The sequence below is a fragment of the Lachnoclostridium sp. An14 genome (genome assembly GCF_002160755.1).
Lineage (GTDB): Bacteria > Bacillota > Clostridia > Lachnospirales > Lachnospiraceae > Lachnoclostridium_A.
In genome coordinates this window covers 78,023-95,962 of sequence record NZ_NFLE01000011.1, presented here as the reverse complement: position 1 = coordinate 95,962, position 17,940 = coordinate 78,023, and the positions used below count along the sequence as shown (strand labels likewise).

Sequence of the window (17,940 nt, the reverse complement as noted above, 5' to 3'; positions counted from 1 at the left end):
AAAGCTCAACTCCTTTCATCGTTCTAAGTCGTGCCGCTTGGCGCGGGTCTGCTCCGGCTGGTCGGCTTTCAGCGCAATGTCAACACACTTGCGGATATTGTGCAGCTCGGCAACCTCGGCGCGGGTTTCTTTCAGCTTGGTATATTCCGCTGTTCTCTGCCCGCTGAGAGTGGCGTACTCTTTTTCCCATTCAGAGATAGGCAAGGTCTTTGTCCCTTTCGGCAGATTTGCATGGAGATAGCGGCTCGCTGCGTTCCATAGCGTAAGCTCGGCGCGGTGGGCTTCCTCGTACTTGTCGCGCTTGCTCGTCCAGCCATTTTTCAGCTTTTTCAGCTCGTCGTGAATGGGCTTGTACTCGGTGTAGTTCTTCCCGTATTCAATCAGCTTTTGCAATTCTTTCATGCGCTTCTCGGCGGTTTTCATGCCCTCCCGGATAGCGTCGGCTTGGTCGCTGACAGAGGAAAGGGCAGCGTCCAGCTCGTCAAGGGTGGAAATGCCATGCTCGGAAAGATAGTTGACCGCCTTTGCAACGGTTTTCAGTTCGTCGGCGGTGTGCTGCCTTTGCCAACTCTGCGAATACTTCCGGCTCTTTTCTCTCTGAACGCTTAAATACTTCATCAGCAGATTTGCAAGGCCGGGGGATTGCGGGGGCTGCTCCGGGGCGGTTTCCCGCGCCTTGAACAGTTCGCCAATCCATTCTTTGAGCTTTCCAATCTGCGCCCGGATTTCCCGGATAAGGCGGTTTGCTTTTTGGATATTCCGGTTCAGCTCGCCTTTCTCGGTGGCTATGCCTTTCTTCTCCATTTGACAGGCCGCCACGCCCATGTGGACGGTGGGCAGCTCGTCAATGCCGCGCTCGGCGTTGCTGCGGTGGTCGATGCGCTCCGGGCTTCCGGCGCGTTCAAGGTAGGCGTTTGAAATATCCGCCCATGCCTTGCGCCATAAAAGCGCGTTGCCCTTGTCGTTCCAGCCGGTCAGGTCAACTTTGCGGGCCTTGTATTTGCCGCTTGGCAAGCGAATACGCTCGCCGTTTTCATCAAGGTCATATTCCTTTTTGGACTTCGCCGCCCATGCGCCGCGCTCGTCAAGGGGGCGCATGGTAAGCATGATGTGACAATGGGGATTGCCCTTGCCGGTGTCGTGAATGGCGTAATCAACGCACATTCCTCTGGAAACAAATTGAGAGGAACAGTATTCCCGGACAAGCCGGATCTGTTCCTCTCTGGATAACTCTATGGGAAGCGCCGCGTCAATCTCTCTGGCAAGCTGGGCGTTCCCGGCTTTCTCGTAAAGCTCCACGCTGTTCCACAAGGTTGAACGGTCAGAGAAAGAGGGCGGGGCATTGGGCGGCAGTAGGATTTCCGTATGGACAACACCGCCTTTGCGGGTGTAGTCGTGGGTCATTCCGTCCCACTCATTTGTCAACTTTTCGCCGCTTCGGTAGGCGGCTGCGGCAACGGCTGATTTGCCCTTGCCCCGGCTGACAATGCTGATATTACAATGGTAGATGGCTATGGGTATCACCTCCCGGATAGGATAATAAAACCCGCAAAAATGGTACAGACGCCAACGGCGGGTGTACTGTTTTTGTGGGTGTGCAGGGATAGCCGCGTAAGCGGCGCAAGGGGTGCAGCCCCTTGTTGCGGCAAAGCCGCCAATGTCGGTCAGAGAGGGAAGCAAGCGGCTTTCTCTCTGTGCCGACAAGCCCTCGGCAGAGCGCACGCACCCGTAAGGGTGTATAAGTGCGCCCTATCCGAGTTCTTGGATAGGGCGCATTATCCGAGATTTTCAATTATCCGGGGAAATTTTCGAATAGAGCCCATATAAAAGGCTTTCAAAGAAATTTCCTCGGATAATGTAACAGCTATTTTAGAAAATCCGGCAACGGATTCTCTTTTTCTCGTTTTACGGAACTTTCCTTCTGGTGGGAGAACCATTTCTCGTTCCAATCTCGGATATGTCTGTTCACAGTCCCCTGTGAAAGTTCAGCGTACCGTTCTGTTGTGGAGATTGAGGAATGCCCGAGGAAGTTCTTGATCGCCATCATCGGAATCCCGGCCTCTAACATATGTGTGGCGGTTGTATGACGCATGGTATGTGGGGTATAGCGTTTCTCCAAAAACATTCCCGGATTCGCAGCCCTCGCAATGGCAACATATTTTTTATAAATCTCTTCAATGCAGGAAATCGTCATCTGCGGATGGGTCTGGCTGGAAAAGATATAGGCGTCTGCCTGTCCGGCACGTCCTGTGTCTTCCAGATACCGTTCCAGGAGGATTCCACAGGGACTTGCAATCACAAGCCTGCGGGTTTTATTCCCTTTGCCAGTAATCGTCATTTTATATAGATTCTTTTCTTTGAAGAAGTCTCTGACCTTGAGATCGCAGATTTCCTGCGCCCTTGCCCCACTGGCATACATCAGGTTTAAAAGAACCTGATCACGGAATCCCAAGCGTTTTTCAGGGTCAGGAAGCCGGAGCAGGGCTGATACCTCATCAAGGGTAAAGGTAGTCCTCGGCTGAATGGCTTTCTTTTTTACGGGCACCATCCTGACCGCATTGGCAAACACAGTTGCCACTTCAAAGTTCCTGTTTTGTGCATAAGCGGCAAAAGAAGCAAGCGCTGAAAGCCGGAGGTTCCTTGTGGATACCGAGCATCCCCGTTCTACTTCAATCCACCTTAAGAATCCATCAACCGTTTCATAATCCAGATCCCGGAACAGTATCTCCCCGGTCTCCTTCTTTTTAACCTGATGGATGTACCGAAACAGGAGCCGGAAAGAATGCTTGTATGATCTGACAGTGTTATGGGATAGCCCTGATGAGAGCGGCATATATTCAATGAAAAACTGTTCCAGAAGGAGCGTGAATTCGGGTAGTTTTTTATTTCTCATATGCCACCTCCGTAAATACGCCGGAAGCAAAATCTTCAAACAGCTCTATATATTCCGGAAACATGTCGCCGCTGAATTTCAGGTATTTTTCTGTCTCATCCATGTCATGGTGGCCGAGATAGACCGACAGGAAGGGTACAGAGTCATCTACAGGGCGTCCATTCTTTTCTGCCTGAGCAAAAGAATGGATGGCAAAATAATGGCGGAAACAATGAAGGCACTGCCCCCTTGAATGGGCCTTCCCAGGCACATACAGGCCGGTTTCCATCAAAAGGTTCCGGAAGCGTAGATCAAAGGTCCCTTTGCTGACGGCAGCCCCTTCGTTTTTGGATGACGGAAACAGGTAGCTTTCCGGCTCTGTTTTAATACCCATAGCGATGCAGTATCTTTCCAGCATCTGCGTCAGGGTCACATCCATTGGGACGATACGCTGTTTGTGATTTTTAGCATGGCGGATCAGGATGGTTCCATTGGGAAAATCTATATCTTTTACTTTGGCGGCGAGGGGCTCGCCCAGCCGGAACCCGCACCCAAGGAGCATCCTCAGCAGCATGCAAAACTCAATGTCTGTCTGGCGGGTTTTCGGGTCAGTATGCCTGTTGGCCCAACTGTCGGCGCTGGCCAGAAGAGTCTGTATCTCCTCGTCTGAAAAGATATATGGGATATAGCTGTCTGCTGTTTTGGGGCAGTCCGGCATAAAAACACAGTAACCCTTATACTGGAGATACCGCAGAAATTTACGGAGATAGCTTACCTTGTCACTGACTGTCTTAGCAGCGTTTATCTGGCGGATTTTCCTGATCCAGCGATTAACTGCCGATTCTGAAATCACGTTTGCGTTTTCTTCTGCCAGTGATGAATCAAAAGAAAGCAATACTCTGCGCGTATTCCGCAAAGTATCCCTATTGACAGTACCCTGGCTGATTTTCAGGTATTCCTCCAACTCGTTTTTGAAAACAGACTGAAATTCCTTCATGACAGGGAATACCTCCCCTCAAGGAAAGCAGCGAATGTGCCCGTTGCCTCCATGACCGGGATGGCATATCCCCGAAGCTGTTCTAAATCCAGCCTGGCATAGGAACGGATGGCGTTCTGATCTGTATGCCCAAGAGTTTTCCTTACTACTTCATAAGGGATGCTGTCATTGACCATAGAGCTTGCAAGGGATGAGCGGAAAGCATGAGGTCCCTGTTTTCGCCCGTCAGGGTCAATCCCGGCTGCCGCAATGGCAGTTCTTACAATCTTAGTGATTGCCTGAACAGAGATGTGGTTGTAAGGCGGGACAGTGCGCAGAAACACATATGGGCTGTCACAGCGGATACGTTCTTCCTGTAAATATCTCTTCAAAGCGTCTTTTACATCTGAAACCATGGGAAGTTCAATGGCAATACCGGTTTTGTGCTGTGTAAGCCGGATTAAATTCCCTGTAAAGTCCAGTTCCTCAAACGTCATGGAGGAAATATCGCCGCTCCTGATTCCAAGGCGTGTCGCAAGGAGCAAGGCAGCGTAGTCACGCTTCCCATGCGAAGAATTCTGATCAACACCGTTTTCAATCTTCAGGATTTCCTCTGCCGTGTAAACAGAGGGGTACGGCTGCGGCCTTTTAAATAGAGGGACTACATTGCTGTAATCTCTGCCAATATATCCGGAATGATAAGCATACCGGAGGAAAGTCCGGATATGGGAGAGATACCACCTGCTGCTGATTTTCAGGCAGGCAGCCCCTATACTTTGGGCATTCATTTCCTGTGGCTTCAAACAGCCTGATTCAGTTACAGCAGATAAAAAGTAATGGCCAATCTTGTCATGGAGATGGATAGTGCTTTCCTGCAAACCTCTACGCCGCCCATCTTCAAGATACGCCGCAAGGAAATCCTCCATCTCTGGATTCAGTTCCTGATACATACAAGGTATTGGTTTGTTTTCATTTGTTTTTTGCATCATGGTTAAAGCCTCCTATTTTCTTTGGTGGCTTTAACTGTATCATGTAGAGAAAGATTATCCGAGGAAATTTCTTTGAAATCCTTATTATATGGCCACTATTTGAAAATTTCCTCGAATAGTTGAATATCTCGGATAATGCGCCCTATCCGAGTTCTTGGATAGGGCGCACTTATACACCGTTGCCGGTGTCGTGCGCCCTGCCGGGGGCTGTTGCGTACTTCGTCCGCGATGGGGAGCTACACTCCCCAAACCCCTTGTGCGCCCCGCGCAGCCAAACATCCGCTTCGCGTCTGTTCGGCTCCACGGAGCCTGAAATATCCCCGCCGAAAGGAGGTGCCACCCATAGATTTTTGCCATATCCCCGTCAGTATCATCAAGCGCAGCGAGGGCCGTTCCGCTGTTGCCGCAGCCGCCTACCGAAGCGGAACCAAGCTGACGAATGAATGGGACGGCCTGACCCATGATTACACAAGGAAAGGCGGCGTTGTCCATGCGGAAATCATGCTGCCCGCCCACGCCCCGCCAGAGTTTGCAGACCGCTCTACCCTCTGGAACAGTGTGGAGCAGATCGAGAAAGCCAGGGACAGCCAGCTTGCCCGCGAGATTGAAGCGGCTTTGCCCCGCGAACTGTCCAGGGAACAGCAGCTTGCCCTTGTCCGGGCCTATGTGAAGGACAACTTTGTGGACAAGGGGATGTGCGCCGACTTTGCCATCCATGACAAGGGAACCGGCAACCCCCATGTTCATATCATGCTGACCGTCCGGCCCCTGAAAGAAAACGGCGCATGGGGCGCAAAGTGCCGCAAGGCATACGACCTGGACGAGAACGGCCAGCGCATCCCGGACGGGAGAGGCGGCTGGAAAAACCACCGGGAGGACACCACAGACTGGAACGACAAAGGGAATGTGGAGATTTGGCGGGCGGCATGGGCGGCCTATACCAACCGGGCATTGGAGGCCGCCGGTCAGCCTGCCCTGGTAGACCACCGCAGCTACAAGCGCCAGGGCATTGATAAAATCCCCTCTGTCCACCTGGGGCCAGCGGCCAGCCAGATGGAGAAGCGCGGCATCCGCACCGACAAGGGGGAAGTCAACCGGCAGATCGCCGCCGACAATAAGCTGCTGAAAGAAATCAAGGCCCGCATTACCCGCCTCTACAACTGGTCTAAGGCCGAGGCAGAGAAGCCGGAGGGCCAGCAGCCCAGCATGATTGACTTGTGGGAGGCCCAGCAGCAGCTCAAGCGGCCCGACACCCGCACCGGCAAAATCCGGGCTTTACAGGAGAGCGCCGCCCTGTTCAGCTTTTTGCAGGCAAACGGCATCCAATCCATGCAGCAGCTCCATGAAAAAATCGCAGATATGAACACCCGTTACTATGACCTGCGGCGAGAGATCGTCAAGGCTGAGCGCCGGATCGCTGTCCTCACCGAGCGCGGGGAGATGTGGGCGCAGTACAACGAGTATAAGACTGTCCACAAGCAGCTTGCCAGGGTAAAGCCGGAGAAGCGGGAACTATTCGAGCAGCGCCACAGCCGGGAACTGATCCTCTATGACGCGGCGGCCCGGTATCTGAAAGAACTGAAAGCCAGCGGCGAGGAACTTTCTCCGAAGGAATGGCGGCGCGAGATCGACCTGCTGACCGCCCAGAAGCAGGTGGACAGCATCGACATGAAGGCCATGCGGGAGGAACTGAAAGCCGTGGAACGGCTCCGCAAGGCTGCCGACCAACTGGCCCGGCAGGAACGGGACAAGCCCCGCGACCGGGGGCCGGAGCGGTAAAGGGTACGGCGTTTTGCCGACCCCTTGCGGTGCGTCGCGTTTCACGACACACCTTTGCACAGAATTGTCAACATTCACTCATGGAAGGAGATTGCCTTATGAAGCAGATTATTTTACCCGTCACTGTCCACCTGAATATCCGCCTGCCCCTTGCCCTCTTGCAGCCGGAACCGGCAGACGCGCCCACCGGCCCGGAGCCGGAGGCCCATGCCTGCCAGGGATGCGGTAACTGCGGCGGGTGCAGGAAGTGCCAGCATGAAGAAAAGCAAGCCTGAACCCATCCCCGTCATGGACTACCGCCAGTACCGCAGAGCGCGGCGGCTGGTACATGAGTGCTGCAACTATGACGGCGGCAACTGTATCGCGCTGGACGATGGGGAGGAATGTGTCTGCGTCCAGTCCATTTCCTACTCCCTACTGTGCCGGTGGTTCCGGGCGGCGGTGCTGCCGCTGGACAGGGAACTGGAAACGGCCCTGTTCCACCGCCTGGACGCCAAGCGGTGCGCCGTCTGCGGGGCGCTGTTCACCCCCGGCTCCAACCGGGCCAAATACTGCCCGGAATGTGCCGGACGCATGAAGCGTATCAAGGCCGCCCAGCGCAAGCGCAAACAGAGGGCTAAGTGTCACGCTTTAGGGGCCGAAAACCCCTTGTAAATCAAGGACTTTTTCGAGGGTGTCGGCGGGGGCCTGATAGATTTATCCTTTGGCCCCCAAAACAGCCCTCTAAATGCGTACAGAAGCCCAAAACGAACCCCAAGGAGGAACCCATGTCAGACAATCGAAAATATTACTACCTGAAACTCAAAGAGAACTATTTTGACGATGACTCCATCGTGTTGCTGGAAAGTATGCAGGACGGTGTTCTGTACTCCAACATCCTGCTCAAGCTGTATCTGAAATCCCTGAAACACGGCGGGCGGCTCCAGCTTGACGAGAATATCCCCTACACGGCGCAGATGATCGCCACCATCACCCGCCAGCAGATCGGTACTGTGGAGAGGGCCTTGCAAATCTTCCTGAAGCTGGGCCTTGTGGAAGTGCTGGACAGCGGCACCTTCTACATGAGCAATATCGAACTGCTGATCGGCCAGTCCTCCACCGAGGCCGAGCGAAAGCGGGCGGCGAGGCTCCAAAACAAGGCTCTTTCCGCGCCCCGGACAAACGGCGGACATTTGTCCGACATTCGTCCACCAGAGATAGAGATAGAGTTAGAGAAAGAGATAGAGATAAAGAGAGAGATAGAGAAGGGACGCCCCGAACCGGGGCGCACCGCCCGCGCCTATGGCCGTTACCAGAATGTTTTCCTGACGGACGAGGAACTGGCAGACTTGCAGGCCAGCTTTCCCACCGTATGGGGCCAATACATCGAAAAGCTGTCCGAGTACATGGCCTCTACCGGCAAGCGGTATCAGAGCCACGCCGCCACCATCCGGCGCTGGGCCGGTGAGGACGCGAAGAAAGCAGCCCCGCCCACCCGCAACCGGGATTACAGCGTAAAGGAGGATGAAACCGTATGATGGAGATTACCGCAGAAATCCGGGCGCTGATCGACAAGGCAGCCGCCGGTGTGGAGCTGGCCGGGGACGAGTACATAGACCCGGCAGACGGCCTCATTCACTGTAAAAAGTGCGGCGGCCAGAGGCAGACCGTTGTGCCATGCTTTGGGAAACCGGGCTGCTTCATGCCTCGCTGTATCTGCCAGTGCCAGCGGGAGGCCGAGGAACAGCGCAAGGCCGCCGAGGAACGGCAGCGCCGCATGGAGCGCATCAAGCGCCGGAAGGCCCAGGGCCTGCAAGACCGCTATCTGTACGACTACACCTTTGCCAACGACAACGGCCAAAATCCTCTGATGGACAAGGCCCGCGCCTATGTGGAGAACTGGAAGGAGGCTTACAAGAACAACACCGGCCTGCTGCTGTTTGGGGATGTGGGAACCGGCAAGTCCTTTTTCGCCGGTTGTATCGCCAACGCCCTGCTTGACCGGGATGTGCCGGTGCTGATGACGAACTTTCCCACCATCCTGAACCGCCTGACGGGGATGTTCTCCGAGGACAGGGCCGACTTTATCGCCAGCTTTGACGAGTACGACCTGCTCATCATTGACGATTTGGGTGTGGAGCGCAGTACCGAGTATGCGATGGAGCAGATGTTTTTCGTCATTGACAGCCGCTACCGCAGCCGCAGGCCCATGATAATCACCACCAACCTGAAACTGGCCGAACTCAAGAACCCGCCCGACCTGGCCCACGCCCGTATCTATGACCGTATCCTGGAACGGTGCGCCCCGATCCTCTTTGCCGGGAAAAACTTCCGAGAGGAAAACGCCGGGGCCACCAAGCAGGCGGCGAAAGACATTGTGAACCGTAAGAGCGACTGATTGTTTTGCCGGACGGCGCAGCCCCGCCCGGAGAAAGGAGCGCCATGAACGAAGAAACCCGTACCATGCAGACCGCAGACACCACTCCGGCCAGAGCGCCGGAGGACGCCCCCGCGCTGGTAAAGAAAATCGGCAAGACCACCTACAAGGTGCGCGTCCATTTCAGCGACACCAGCACCGAAACCATGAGCGACAAAATCAAGCGTATGCTTAAAAACGAGATACAGCAGATGTGACCGGCTGATAAAGCCAGCCGCCTTGTGTTAAACTGATGATGGTACACACCAAAACTTTTAGCCAAGGAGGACATGAAAATGCTGTACACAGAAAAAGAGAAAAATGAGATTGAGCGCGTCCGCAAAGTGTTTGAGAAACATATCCAGCAGATGACCGCTTATGATTTGGTTTGGTCGGACAAGGTCGGCTATGTGTGGCTGGCAATATCTATCGACCCGGTCTATATCGACACCGGCAACTGGATAGAGTCCGCTGCCGGTCTTTGTTATGAGTGCTTGAATGATATAGCACTGGATGTTTTCGGAATGACCGGAAACGACCATGACTTTGAGGACGCCGACCCGCTGGAACTGGCCGAGATTAAGCGGCGATGGAAACCCTATATCGACCAGTTGCCGGAATATGCGTACCTTTGCGATGAGCTATTAAGTGGCCGCAAGTGACCCGCCTGCCTGAGTGTCAGGAGCATGAAAGTGCTTCCTGGCACTTTTTTTGTGGCTTTTTTGTGAATTTGATTAAAAAGTCCTTGACAACTCGTTTCGGGCAAAACTCTAAAGTCGATCTTAATTTCCTGCGGCGCAAGGCTGGCTCCATTTGACATTCAGGCAGTGCGGGAAATGATGGAGTACGATGAATTGGAACTGGAAAAGCTAGGGGAGGAAAAAATCGCCCTGTTTGCGGTGGTGTCCGACAGCGACCCCACGTTCAATTTCATCTCAGCGATGATGTACTCTCAGATGTTCAACGTCCTATGCAACCGTGCGCTGACCGTCTATCACGGGCGGCTGCCTGTTCATGTGACCTGCCTGTTTGACGAGTTTGCCAACCAGAAGATCCCGAATTGGGAGCATTTGGTCAGCGTTATCCGCTCCCGGAATATCTCGGCACATATCGTCCTCCAGACATACAGCCAGCTTAAAGGGATGTACCGGGACAACGCAGAAACCATTGCGGGCTGCTGCTCATCACTGCTGTTTCTTGGCGGAAAAGAGGAAAGCAGCCTAAAGATGGTGGCCACTATGCTTGGAAAGGAAACTATCGACACCTATAACACCAGCGACACGCGGGGCACTTCCCGCAGCTATGGCCTAAACTATCAAAAATTGGGAAAGGAATTAAAAAGCGTGGATGAACTGGCAGTTATGCCCTCCAGCCGCTGCATTTTGCAGGTACAGGGCGTCCGGCCGTTCTATTCCCGCAAGTATGACCTGACCCGCCACCCGATGTATCGGTACACCGCCGATGCCAACCCGAAGTACACCCTGGATGTGAAGGGGTACTTAGCCCACCGGCTGAAGGTAAAGCCGGAAGATGAATTTGAGGTCTATGACCTGGGAGAAGCCGACTCGATTTCTGCGGCTTAACCGCCCACACCGTTTGCAGCGAACTCTTTCAAACGGTGTGGGCTTTTTTGTTTCTACCAATCTATTTTTTACATTACAAGGAGGTTCCTATGGAATTCTTTACTACTGCTGTTTCTTCTCTGTCTACTGTCGTGACTGCCATCGGTGCCGGTGTCGGCGTGTGGGGCGTTATCAACCTCATGGAAGGATATGGGGGAGATAATCCAGCCTCCAAATCACAAGGGGTCAAGCAACTTATGGCCGGAGGTGGTGTCATTCTGCTGGGCCTGAAGGTGGTTCCCCTGCTGTCTGGTCTGCTCGGTTAATGTATGGGTAACGGCCTATGGATTTTATCATCGACGCAATAACAGAATGGATTAAGGATTTCCTGATTGAAGCCATCACGGGAAACCTGTCGAATATGTTTGGTGATGTAAATACAAAGGTCGCTACTATCGCAGGGGAAGTTGGAAAGACGCCGGAGCAATGGAACTCCGGCGTCTTCTCCATGATTCACAGCCTGTCCGAGTCTGTAATCGTCCCCATCGCGGGCCTTGTGATTGCCGCAGTCCTGTCTTATGAACTGATCCGCATGGTCATAGATCGGAACAATATGCACGATTTTGATACCTTCATCTTCTTTAAGTGGATTATCAAAGCCGGGATTGCGGCCTACGTCGTCAGCCATACATTCGACTTTATCATCGCCATCTTCGAGGTGGCACAGACAATGGTGCAGCAAAGTGCCGGGGTCATTGACGCAAACGCCAGCATTGATATTTCGTCGGCACTGGCTTCCATTACCACTGAACTGGAAGCAAAGGGGCTTGGCGAACTCTTTGCCCTGATGTTGGAAACCTGGGTGGTCAGCTTCGCCATGACGGTGATGGGCGCACTCATCACGATCATCCTCTACGGCAGAATGATTGAAATATACATCTATGCAAGCGTGGGGCCGCTGCCCTTTGCCACCCTTGCCAACCATGAGTGGGGAAATATCGGCACCAACTACATCCGGGGCCTGGTTGCCCTGGGGCTGCAAGGCTTCTTAATCATGGTCATTACCGGAATATATGCGATTTTGGTCAAAAGCCTGTCCATATCCGGCGGCGACCTTCACGGAGCCATCTGGACTTGTGTTGCCTACACCGTCCTGCTCTGTTTCAGCCTGTTTAAGTCAGGCAGCGTAGCAAAAAGTATTCTAAACGCCCATTAAAGGAGGTGGACGAGTGAGTGAACCTGGAAAATATTCTGTAATCTATGCCGATCCACCCTGGCATTATCGGGTGTGGAGCAAAAAGGGCACGGGCCGCTCTGCGGAAAGCCATTATTCCACTATGTCACTGGAGGATATAAAGGCGCTGCCGGTTCATCTGCTGGCAGCAAAGGATTGCACCCTGTTTCTTTGGGTGACGTTCCCGCTGTTAAAAGAAGCGTGGCCGGTATTGGATGCCTGGGGATTTACCTATAAATCCGTCGCCTTTGTTTGGGTGAAGCTAAACCGGAAAGCGTCCACCCTGTTTACGGGCATGGGCTACTGGACACGGGCCAATGCGGAAATCTGCCTGCTGGCTACCAGAGGGCACCCAAAGCGTGCTAATGCCGGGGTACATCAGGTGATTTTGTCCCATATCGAGGAACACAGCAAGAAACCGGAGGAAGCCCGCAGCCGCATTGTCCGGCTGATGGGTGATGTGCCCCGGATTGAGCTTTTTGCCCGCAGCCGTGCGCCGGGATGGGATGTGTGGGGCAACGAAGCGGCTGCCTCCATTCAGGGGTGGCCGCCACGAGAGAACTTACGGGAGGTGAGTTGATTGGCCCATGTGAACATTACAAAGGACTTGACCGAGGTCAAGAGCAAGGTCGTGTTTGGTCTGACCCAGCGACAGCTTATCTTTTTTGCACTGGCTGCACTGGTGGCTGTTCCTACTTACTTTCTGACCCGGAAAAGCCTGGGCAACGATATTGCCTTGATTCTTCTGATTGTTACGGCTCTGCCCTTTTTCTTCTTCGCCCTTTACGAAAAGAACGGGCAGACACCGGAAAAGATGCTTAGAAATTATTTTCGTGTCCGGTTCCTGACGCAGCAAGCGCGTCCCTACCGGACAGAGAACCGATTTGCCGCTCTGGAGCGGCAAGCCTATTTTGACGAGGAGGTGAAACAGCTTGTTTCCAATACTGAAAAGACGGGAGCCGAAACGGGCCGTGGGCTGGGGCGACGAGTTGATCATCCGGCCGGACACACCGCTGAATGCCGCGCAGAAAAAGCAACTGGCAAAGGCCATCAAGCGGGCAAAACGCGACGGTAAGATTGCCGCCACCGCCCAACAGACCATTCCCTATGAGGAAATGTATGAGAATGGGGTGTGCCGCCTGGGGAACCGCCTTTACAGCAAAAGCATTGCGTTTGAGGATCGCAGCTATGCGGAAGCGTCCGACGATGATAAGGCGGTAATTTTTGAATTGTACTGCCGCCTGGTCAACTACTTCGGCCCCACAGTGGGCTTTCAGCTATCGGTGGTCTGCTATTATCCGGATATGGTGGAATACCGGAAAATCCTGCGGATTCTGCCCACCGGCGACAGCTTTGACCCCATCCGCAAGGAGTTTTCCGATATGCTGCTCTCCAAAGCCAGCCTGTGCAAGACGGAACGCAGCCTTTGTCTGACCTTCACGGTGGAGGCCGAGGATGTGAATCAGGCCACTTCCCGCTTAGAGCAGATCGAAGCCGATGTGCTGGAGAGGTTCAAAGGCATTGGCACCCAGGCACACGGGATGGACGGCTATGAGCGGCTCTTGTTGCTGCATCACTGCCTACACCTGGATGAACCGCAAAAATTCAAATTCAACTGGGATTCGCTGGTGGGAACCGGCCTTTCCAGTAAGGACTACATTGCTCCCAGCTCCTTCTTATTTAAGGAGGGCCGGTACTTCCGCGTTGGCCCGTCGGTCGGCGCGGTTTCCTTTTTGCAGATCCAGGCCACCAAACTGTATGACACGCTGCTGAACGCACTTCTTAATATAGAGAGCAGCCAGATCGTCAGTATCCACGCAAAGGCGCTCGATCAGGGGGCCGCGCTCAAGACCGTCAAACGGAAGTTGAGTGACTTGGATAAGGCCAAAATCGACGAGCAGAAACGGGCAGTGCGCTCCGGCTTTGACATGGACATTCTTCCCCCTGACCTTGTAACCTTCGGGAAGGAAGCGGAAAAGCTATTGGAGGATTTGCAGAACCATGATGAAAAGATGTTCATGGTCACCATCCTTCTGGTGCATACCGCGCCCACCAAACAGAAGCTGGAAAATATCATCTATTCGGTGAACGGCATTGCCAACGCCAACAACTGCAACCTGATCCGGCTGGACTATCAGCAGGAACAGGGCTTTGTGTCGGCCCTGCCCCTGGGCGTGAACCAGGTGGAAGTCCAACGTGGCCTTACCACCAGCGGAACGGCAATCTTTCTGCCGTTCCGTTCCTGTGAGGTATTCCAGCCGGGTGGCCTATATTATGGCGTAAATGCACAGACCAAACACATCATCCTGGCAGACCGGAAAACTCTCAAATGCCCCAACGGGATCGTGCTGGGCACACCGGGCAGCGGCAAGTCCTTTTTTGCGAAACGCGAGATGGCCAATGCCTTTTTTGCCACACCCGACCACATCCTGATATTAGATCCGGAAAATGAATATACCGCCCTGACGGAACAGCTTCACGGTCAGACCATTTACCTGGCTCCGGATAGCCAAAGTTATTTGAATCCTATGGATCTGGACTTATCCACTGATGTGGGCGAATCCCCCATGCTCATGCAGGCGGATTTCCTGCTTTCACAGTGCGAACTGATGATGGCCTCCTACGGCAATCCGCTCATGCCCATTGAAAAGTCCCTGATTGACCGCTGTATCAGCCTGGTTTACCGGGATTACCTGAAGAACCCCAGGCCGGAGAATATGCCAATCCTGGGAGATTTATACCAATGCCTGCGGGAGCAGCATAATTCGCGGGCGGATGATCTGGCAACTGCAATGGAGATTTACGTTACCGGCAGCCTGTCCTATCTAAACCACAGGACAAACGTGGATTTGAATAACCGCATGGTCTGCTACAACATCAGCAAGTTGGGCCAGGGCTTAAAAAAGCTGGTCATGTCCAACGTGCAGAAACATATCTGGCAGCGCACAGCGGTCAACCGCTACGCCGGTATCACCACCCGGATTTTCCTGGATGAATTTCATCTGCTCTTAAAGGAGCCGCAGACAGCAGCCTACACCGCCGAGATTTATAAGCGGTTCCGCAAGTGGAATGGCATCCCCACATCCCTAACACAGAATGTCAAAGACCTTTTGGACAGTTCCGAGATCGAAAACATCCTGGAAAACAGCGATTTTGTGCTGATGCTGAACCAGGGTGCCAGCGACCGGAATATCCTGGCCCAGCGGCTTGGCATTTCCCCCCAGGAGCTAAACCATGTGACCAACAGCGGCGAGGGCGAAGGGCTTCTGTTCTTTGGGGATAAGATTATTCCCTTTGAGGACAAATTCCCGCGCAATACGCAGCTTTACCGGGTAATGACCACGAAACCCTCCGACCTGGCGGCATAAGGGGGTGGCCTATGAAGCGAAAGCGCAATATCTATGACGCGGATGATGCAGCCAAAAGTAAGCGTCTGCATTTTTCGTCGGAGGAACGGGCAGCCCATGCAGAGAGAAAGGCGGAAATCCTGGGCGAAAAGCTGGAAAAGGCCAAAGCAGACCTGCCAAAGAAGCGCCGCCCCCGGATCAACCGGGAGTTTGACGCCATGACTGGCAAGGTACGGCATTCGCTGAGTTTTGAGGACGAGGTAAAACCGCGCAGCCGGAAAAACCCGGTGACGCAGGCGGGGCTGAAGGCTGGACGGTCGGTGGATTTGGCGGCCCACAGTAAAATCCGGCAGGTGGAAAAGGAAAATGTGGGCACCGAAGCGGCCCACAAAACCGAGTTTGCAGCAGAAAATCTGGCGACGGGCGCGATCCGGAAGGGCTACCACTCGATAAAGGACGCGCCCTATCGCAGGGTGGAACGCCTGGAAGTCAAAAGTGCCCGCGCCACAGTCAATGCTAACTACCGTGCCGCCATCCGGGACAATCCCCAACTGCAAAAGCATTCTCTTTCCGCCATGTTTCAAAAGCGGAAACTAAAGCGCGAGTATGCCAAAGCCTATCGGGAAGCCCAGAGAACGGGGAGCCGTGGGGCTGCGGTCGCCAAAAAAGCAAAGGAAGCAATCAGCAATGCAGGACAGGCCGCTGTTGCCCTGGTCAAAAACAATAAGGGGATTTTGGTGATTGTCGGCGGCGTGGCCCTGTTGTTTATCCTGGTGTTTTCCTCCCTGTCCTCCTGTTCTGTGACGATGGAAGGGGCGATGGGGGCTGTACTTGGCACCTCTTATACTTCCGAAGATCCGGACATTTTGCAGGTGGAGGACGATTACATCGCGCTGGAGCAGCAGTTGGAACGCCGGATGGCCAATATTGAAAGCGAATTTCCAGGCTATGACGAATACCGGTACGATGTGGACACTATCGGCCATGACCCCAACGAACTGATTTCCTACCTGACCGCAAAATTCAATGCCTTTACCCCGGCCCAGGTACAAGCGGAATTGCAAGCCCTGTTCGACCAGCAATATACCCTTACCACCCGTGAGGAAGTACAGATCCGCTACCGGACTGTGACCTGGACGGATGAGGAAGGAAACGAATATGAAAGCGAGGAAGCGTATGAGTATTACATTCTCCATGTAACCCTGCGGAACCATTCCCTGGGGACGGTGGCGGTGGAAAACCTGACCGAAGATGAAAAAGGCCGGTATGCCGCCATCCTGGAACTGAAGGGCAACAAGCCCTATCTGTTCGGGGACAACATCTATGCGAACCCCTCTGAAGGGGAGCATTACGAAATCCCCGGCGAAGCCCTGTCCGACCCGTCTTTTGCCGCACTGATTACCGAAGCGGAAAAATACTTAGGCTACCCCTACGTCTGGGGCGGTTCAAATCCGTCCACCAGCTTTGATTGCAGCGGATTTGTCTGCTGGGTCTTTACCAACAGCGGCGTTCACAACCTGCCCCGTACCACGGCGCAGGGCATTTACAATCAATGCGCGATTATCCCGTCCTCCGAAGCCAAACCGGGGGACATTATCTTTTTCACGGGAACCTATGACAGCGCGGGGCCAGTGTCCCATGTGGGGATTTATGTAGGCGACGGGATGATGATCCACTGTGGCTCACCCATCCAGTACGCCAATATCAACACGTCCTATTGGCAGCAGCACTTTTACGCATTTGGGCGGCTCTGACCGCCCGGAAAGGAGTTTTGATGAACCAGAAAATTCAGAAAATCGTGACCGAGATTGAGAAGGTCAAGAGCAAGATTGCAACCCAGCAGGCAAGGCTTAGGGAACTGGAGCAGCAGAAAACCGAACTGGAGAATACCGAGATCGTTGGCATGGTGCGCGGCCTGGAGGTCACGCCGGAGGAACTGGCCACCATCATTCAGGCTATTCGCAGCGGCAATACCGGCGGCCTGTCTGTGGCCGCACAAAATCCGGAGGAACAGGAGGAAATGGATGATGAAGAATAAGCTGCGCTATTTCATGGTGCTGACTGCACTTGCGATGTGCTTTGGTACTTTTTCTGTTACCGCCTATGCACAGAGTAATGAACCGCAGGAGGAAACCGCGCCGGTGGAAGAAACCACGGAGCCGGAAGAAACTGCTACCCCGAACCCCTTCACGCCAAACGGAACCGGAACTGTCCTGGACAACGCCACCAGTGAGGACGAAAAGGAGTTTTATACCATCGTCACCGAAAATGAAAACGTCTTTTATCTGGTCATTGACAAGCAGCGCGATACGGAAAATGTCTACTTCCTCAATGCGGTCACGGAGTCCGACCTGATGGCCCTTGCCGAGCCGGACGCAGAGGAAACCGCCGAACCGGTGGAATCGGAGCCGGAACCCACACCCTCGCCAGAGCCGGAGGAACCTGCCGAGGGAATAGTGGAACCTGAACCGGAGCCTGTTCCGGAAACCGGAACCAGTCCCATTATGCTGGTTTTGATTGGCGTGGCGGTACTTGCCGTAGGCGGCCTGGGCTACTACTTCAAGATTTATAAACCCAAACATGAATTGGACGATGCTGCCGATTTGGATGAATTTGAATTTGCAGGGCCGGAAGAACCGACAATTCGGGAAGAAGATATGGAAGAACCTGCGCCGGAACTGACTGCCGAAGAAGAAGCCGAACAGCGCCGGCTTTATGAGGAGGAACAGGAACTTCCGGACGATGACGAGGATGCCCCTGTTCAGTAACAATCCAGGGCTGGAACG

At 53.8% G+C, this 17,940-nt stretch carries 19 protein-coding genes and 1 pseudogene; 16 read left to right on the top strand and 4 right to left on the bottom strand.

Features of this window, described 5'->3' with window-relative positions; translation table 11 throughout:
* Positions 1–15 precede the first annotated feature (15 nt).
* From mobQ (B5E84_RS08380) to B5E84_RS08365, 4 genes are all read right to left on the bottom strand, one after another.
* Positions 16–1,524 (bottom strand): MobQ family relaxase, encoded by a 1,509-nt coding sequence (mobQ, locus tag B5E84_RS08380; protein WP_005930696.1) that lies wholly within the window; start codon positions 1,522–1,524, stop codon positions 16–18.
* 340 nt (positions 1,525–1,864) lie between these two features.
* Positions 1,865–2,893: a tyrosine-type recombinase/integrase gene (locus tag B5E84_RS08375; protein ID WP_087221687.1), complete on the bottom strand. Its 1,029-nt coding sequence runs from the start codon at positions 2,891–2,893 to the stop codon at positions 1,865–1,867.
* On the bottom strand, positions 2,883–3,869 hold the full coding sequence (locus tag B5E84_RS08370; RefSeq protein ID WP_087221685.1) for a tyrosine-type recombinase/integrase: 987 nt from the start codon (positions 3,867–3,869) through the stop codon (positions 2,883–2,885). The genes B5E84_RS08375 and B5E84_RS08370 overlap by 11 nt, the downstream gene beginning before the upstream one ends.
* Positions 3,866–4,837 (bottom strand): tyrosine-type recombinase/integrase, encoded by a 972-nt coding sequence (locus tag B5E84_RS08365; protein WP_087221683.1) that lies wholly within the window; start codon positions 4,835–4,837, stop codon positions 3,866–3,868. The genes B5E84_RS08370 and B5E84_RS08365 overlap by 4 nt, the downstream gene beginning before the upstream one ends.
* A gap of 333 nt (positions 4,838–5,170) precedes the next feature.
* On the opposite strand from B5E84_RS08365, the gene mobQ (B5E84_RS08360) reads away from it, so the two are divergent.
* The 16 genes and pseudogenes from mobQ (B5E84_RS08360) to B5E84_RS08290 all read left to right on the top strand — a co-directional run bounded on the left by mobQ (B5E84_RS08360) (position 5,171) and on the right by B5E84_RS08290 (position 17,922).
* A complete protein-coding gene (gene mobQ, locus B5E84_RS08360; protein WP_087221681.1) occupies positions 5,171–6,616 on the top strand; it encodes a MobQ family relaxase in 1,446 nt (481 codons plus the stop codon).
* Between the two features lie 98 nt (positions 6,617–6,714).
* Positions 6,715–6,891 carry a hypothetical protein gene (locus B5E84_RS20825; RefSeq protein ID WP_164706778.1) on the top strand — a complete coding sequence of 59 codons (177 nt, stop codon included), beginning with the start codon at positions 6,715–6,717 and terminating at the stop codon, positions 6,889–6,891.
* Positions 6,872–7,270: a cysteine-rich VLP domain-containing protein gene (locus B5E84_RS08355; RefSeq protein ID WP_087221679.1), complete on the top strand. Its 399-nt coding sequence runs from the start codon at positions 6,872–6,874 to the stop codon at positions 7,268–7,270. The genes B5E84_RS20825 and B5E84_RS08355 overlap by 20 nt, the downstream gene beginning before the upstream one ends.
* A gap of 113 nt (positions 7,271–7,383) precedes the next feature.
* Entirely contained in the window at positions 7,384–8,133 is a 750-nt protein-coding gene (locus B5E84_RS08350) for a phage replisome organizer N-terminal domain-containing protein (protein ID WP_087221677.1), read from the top strand.
* Complete coding sequence (locus B5E84_RS08345) at positions 8,130–8,993, top strand: ATP-binding protein (protein ID WP_087221675.1); 864 nt, start codon at positions 8,130–8,132, stop codon at positions 8,991–8,993. The genes B5E84_RS08350 and B5E84_RS08345 overlap by 4 nt, the downstream gene beginning before the upstream one ends.
* A 44-nt stretch (positions 8,994–9,037) precedes the next feature.
* On the top strand, positions 9,038–9,229 hold the full coding sequence (locus B5E84_RS08340; protein WP_087221673.1) for a transposon-encoded TnpW family protein: 192 nt from the start codon (positions 9,038–9,040) through the stop codon (positions 9,227–9,229).
* A 78-nt stretch (positions 9,230–9,307) separates the two neighbouring features.
* Positions 9,308–9,673 (top strand): hypothetical protein, encoded by a 366-nt coding sequence (locus tag B5E84_RS08335; protein ID WP_087221669.1) that lies wholly within the window; start codon positions 9,308–9,310, stop codon positions 9,671–9,673.
* Between the two features lie 87 nt (positions 9,674–9,760).
* Positions 9,761–10,594 (top strand): annotated as a pseudogene (locus B5E84_RS08330) (VirD4-like conjugal transfer protein, CD1115 family); the annotation flags it as partial.
* Between the two features lie 89 nt (positions 10,595–10,683).
* Positions 10,684–10,899 (top strand): Maff2 family mobile element protein, encoded by a 216-nt coding sequence (locus B5E84_RS08325; RefSeq protein WP_002592981.1) that lies wholly within the window; start codon positions 10,684–10,686, stop codon positions 10,897–10,899.
* A gap of 17 nt (positions 10,900–10,916) precedes the next feature.
* The gene (locus B5E84_RS08320) at positions 10,917–11,789 is read left to right on the top strand and encodes a VirB6/TrbL-like conjugal transfer protein, CD1112 family (RefSeq protein ID WP_087221667.1); all 873 of its coding nucleotides are present in this window, start codon (positions 10,917–10,919) and stop codon (positions 11,787–11,789) included.
* A gap of 13 nt (positions 11,790–11,802) precedes the next feature.
* Positions 11,803–12,387 carry an MT-A70 family methyltransferase gene (locus B5E84_RS08315; protein ID WP_087221665.1) on the top strand — a complete coding sequence of 195 codons (585 nt, stop codon included), beginning with the start codon at positions 11,803–11,805 and terminating at the stop codon, positions 12,385–12,387.
* Positions 12,388–12,396: 9 nt separating this feature from the next.
* Positions 12,397–12,882 carry a PrgI family protein gene (locus tag B5E84_RS08310; protein WP_242963327.1) on the top strand — a complete coding sequence of 162 codons (486 nt, stop codon included), beginning with the start codon at positions 12,397–12,399 and terminating at the stop codon, positions 12,880–12,882.
* Entirely contained in the window at positions 12,779–15,175 is a 2,397-nt protein-coding gene (locus tag B5E84_RS08305; RefSeq protein ID WP_442911395.1) for a VirB4-like conjugal transfer ATPase, CD1110 family, read from the top strand. Before B5E84_RS08310 ends, B5E84_RS08305 begins: the two co-directional genes overlap by 104 nt.
* Before the next feature lie 11 nt (positions 15,176–15,186).
* A complete protein-coding gene (locus B5E84_RS08300; protein ID WP_087221660.1) occupies positions 15,187–16,908 on the top strand; it encodes a C40 family peptidase in 1,722 nt (573 codons plus the stop codon).
* Between the two features lie 20 nt (positions 16,909–16,928).
* Entirely contained in the window at positions 16,929–17,192 is a 264-nt protein-coding gene (locus tag B5E84_RS08295) for a DUF4315 family protein (protein ID WP_087221657.1), read from the top strand.
* Positions 17,179–17,922: a DUF4366 domain-containing protein gene (locus tag B5E84_RS08290; RefSeq protein ID WP_087221655.1), complete on the top strand. Its 744-nt coding sequence runs from the start codon at positions 17,179–17,181 to the stop codon at positions 17,920–17,922. The genes B5E84_RS08295 and B5E84_RS08290 overlap by 14 nt, the downstream gene beginning before the upstream one ends.
* Positions 17,923–17,940 lie beyond the last annotated feature (18 nt).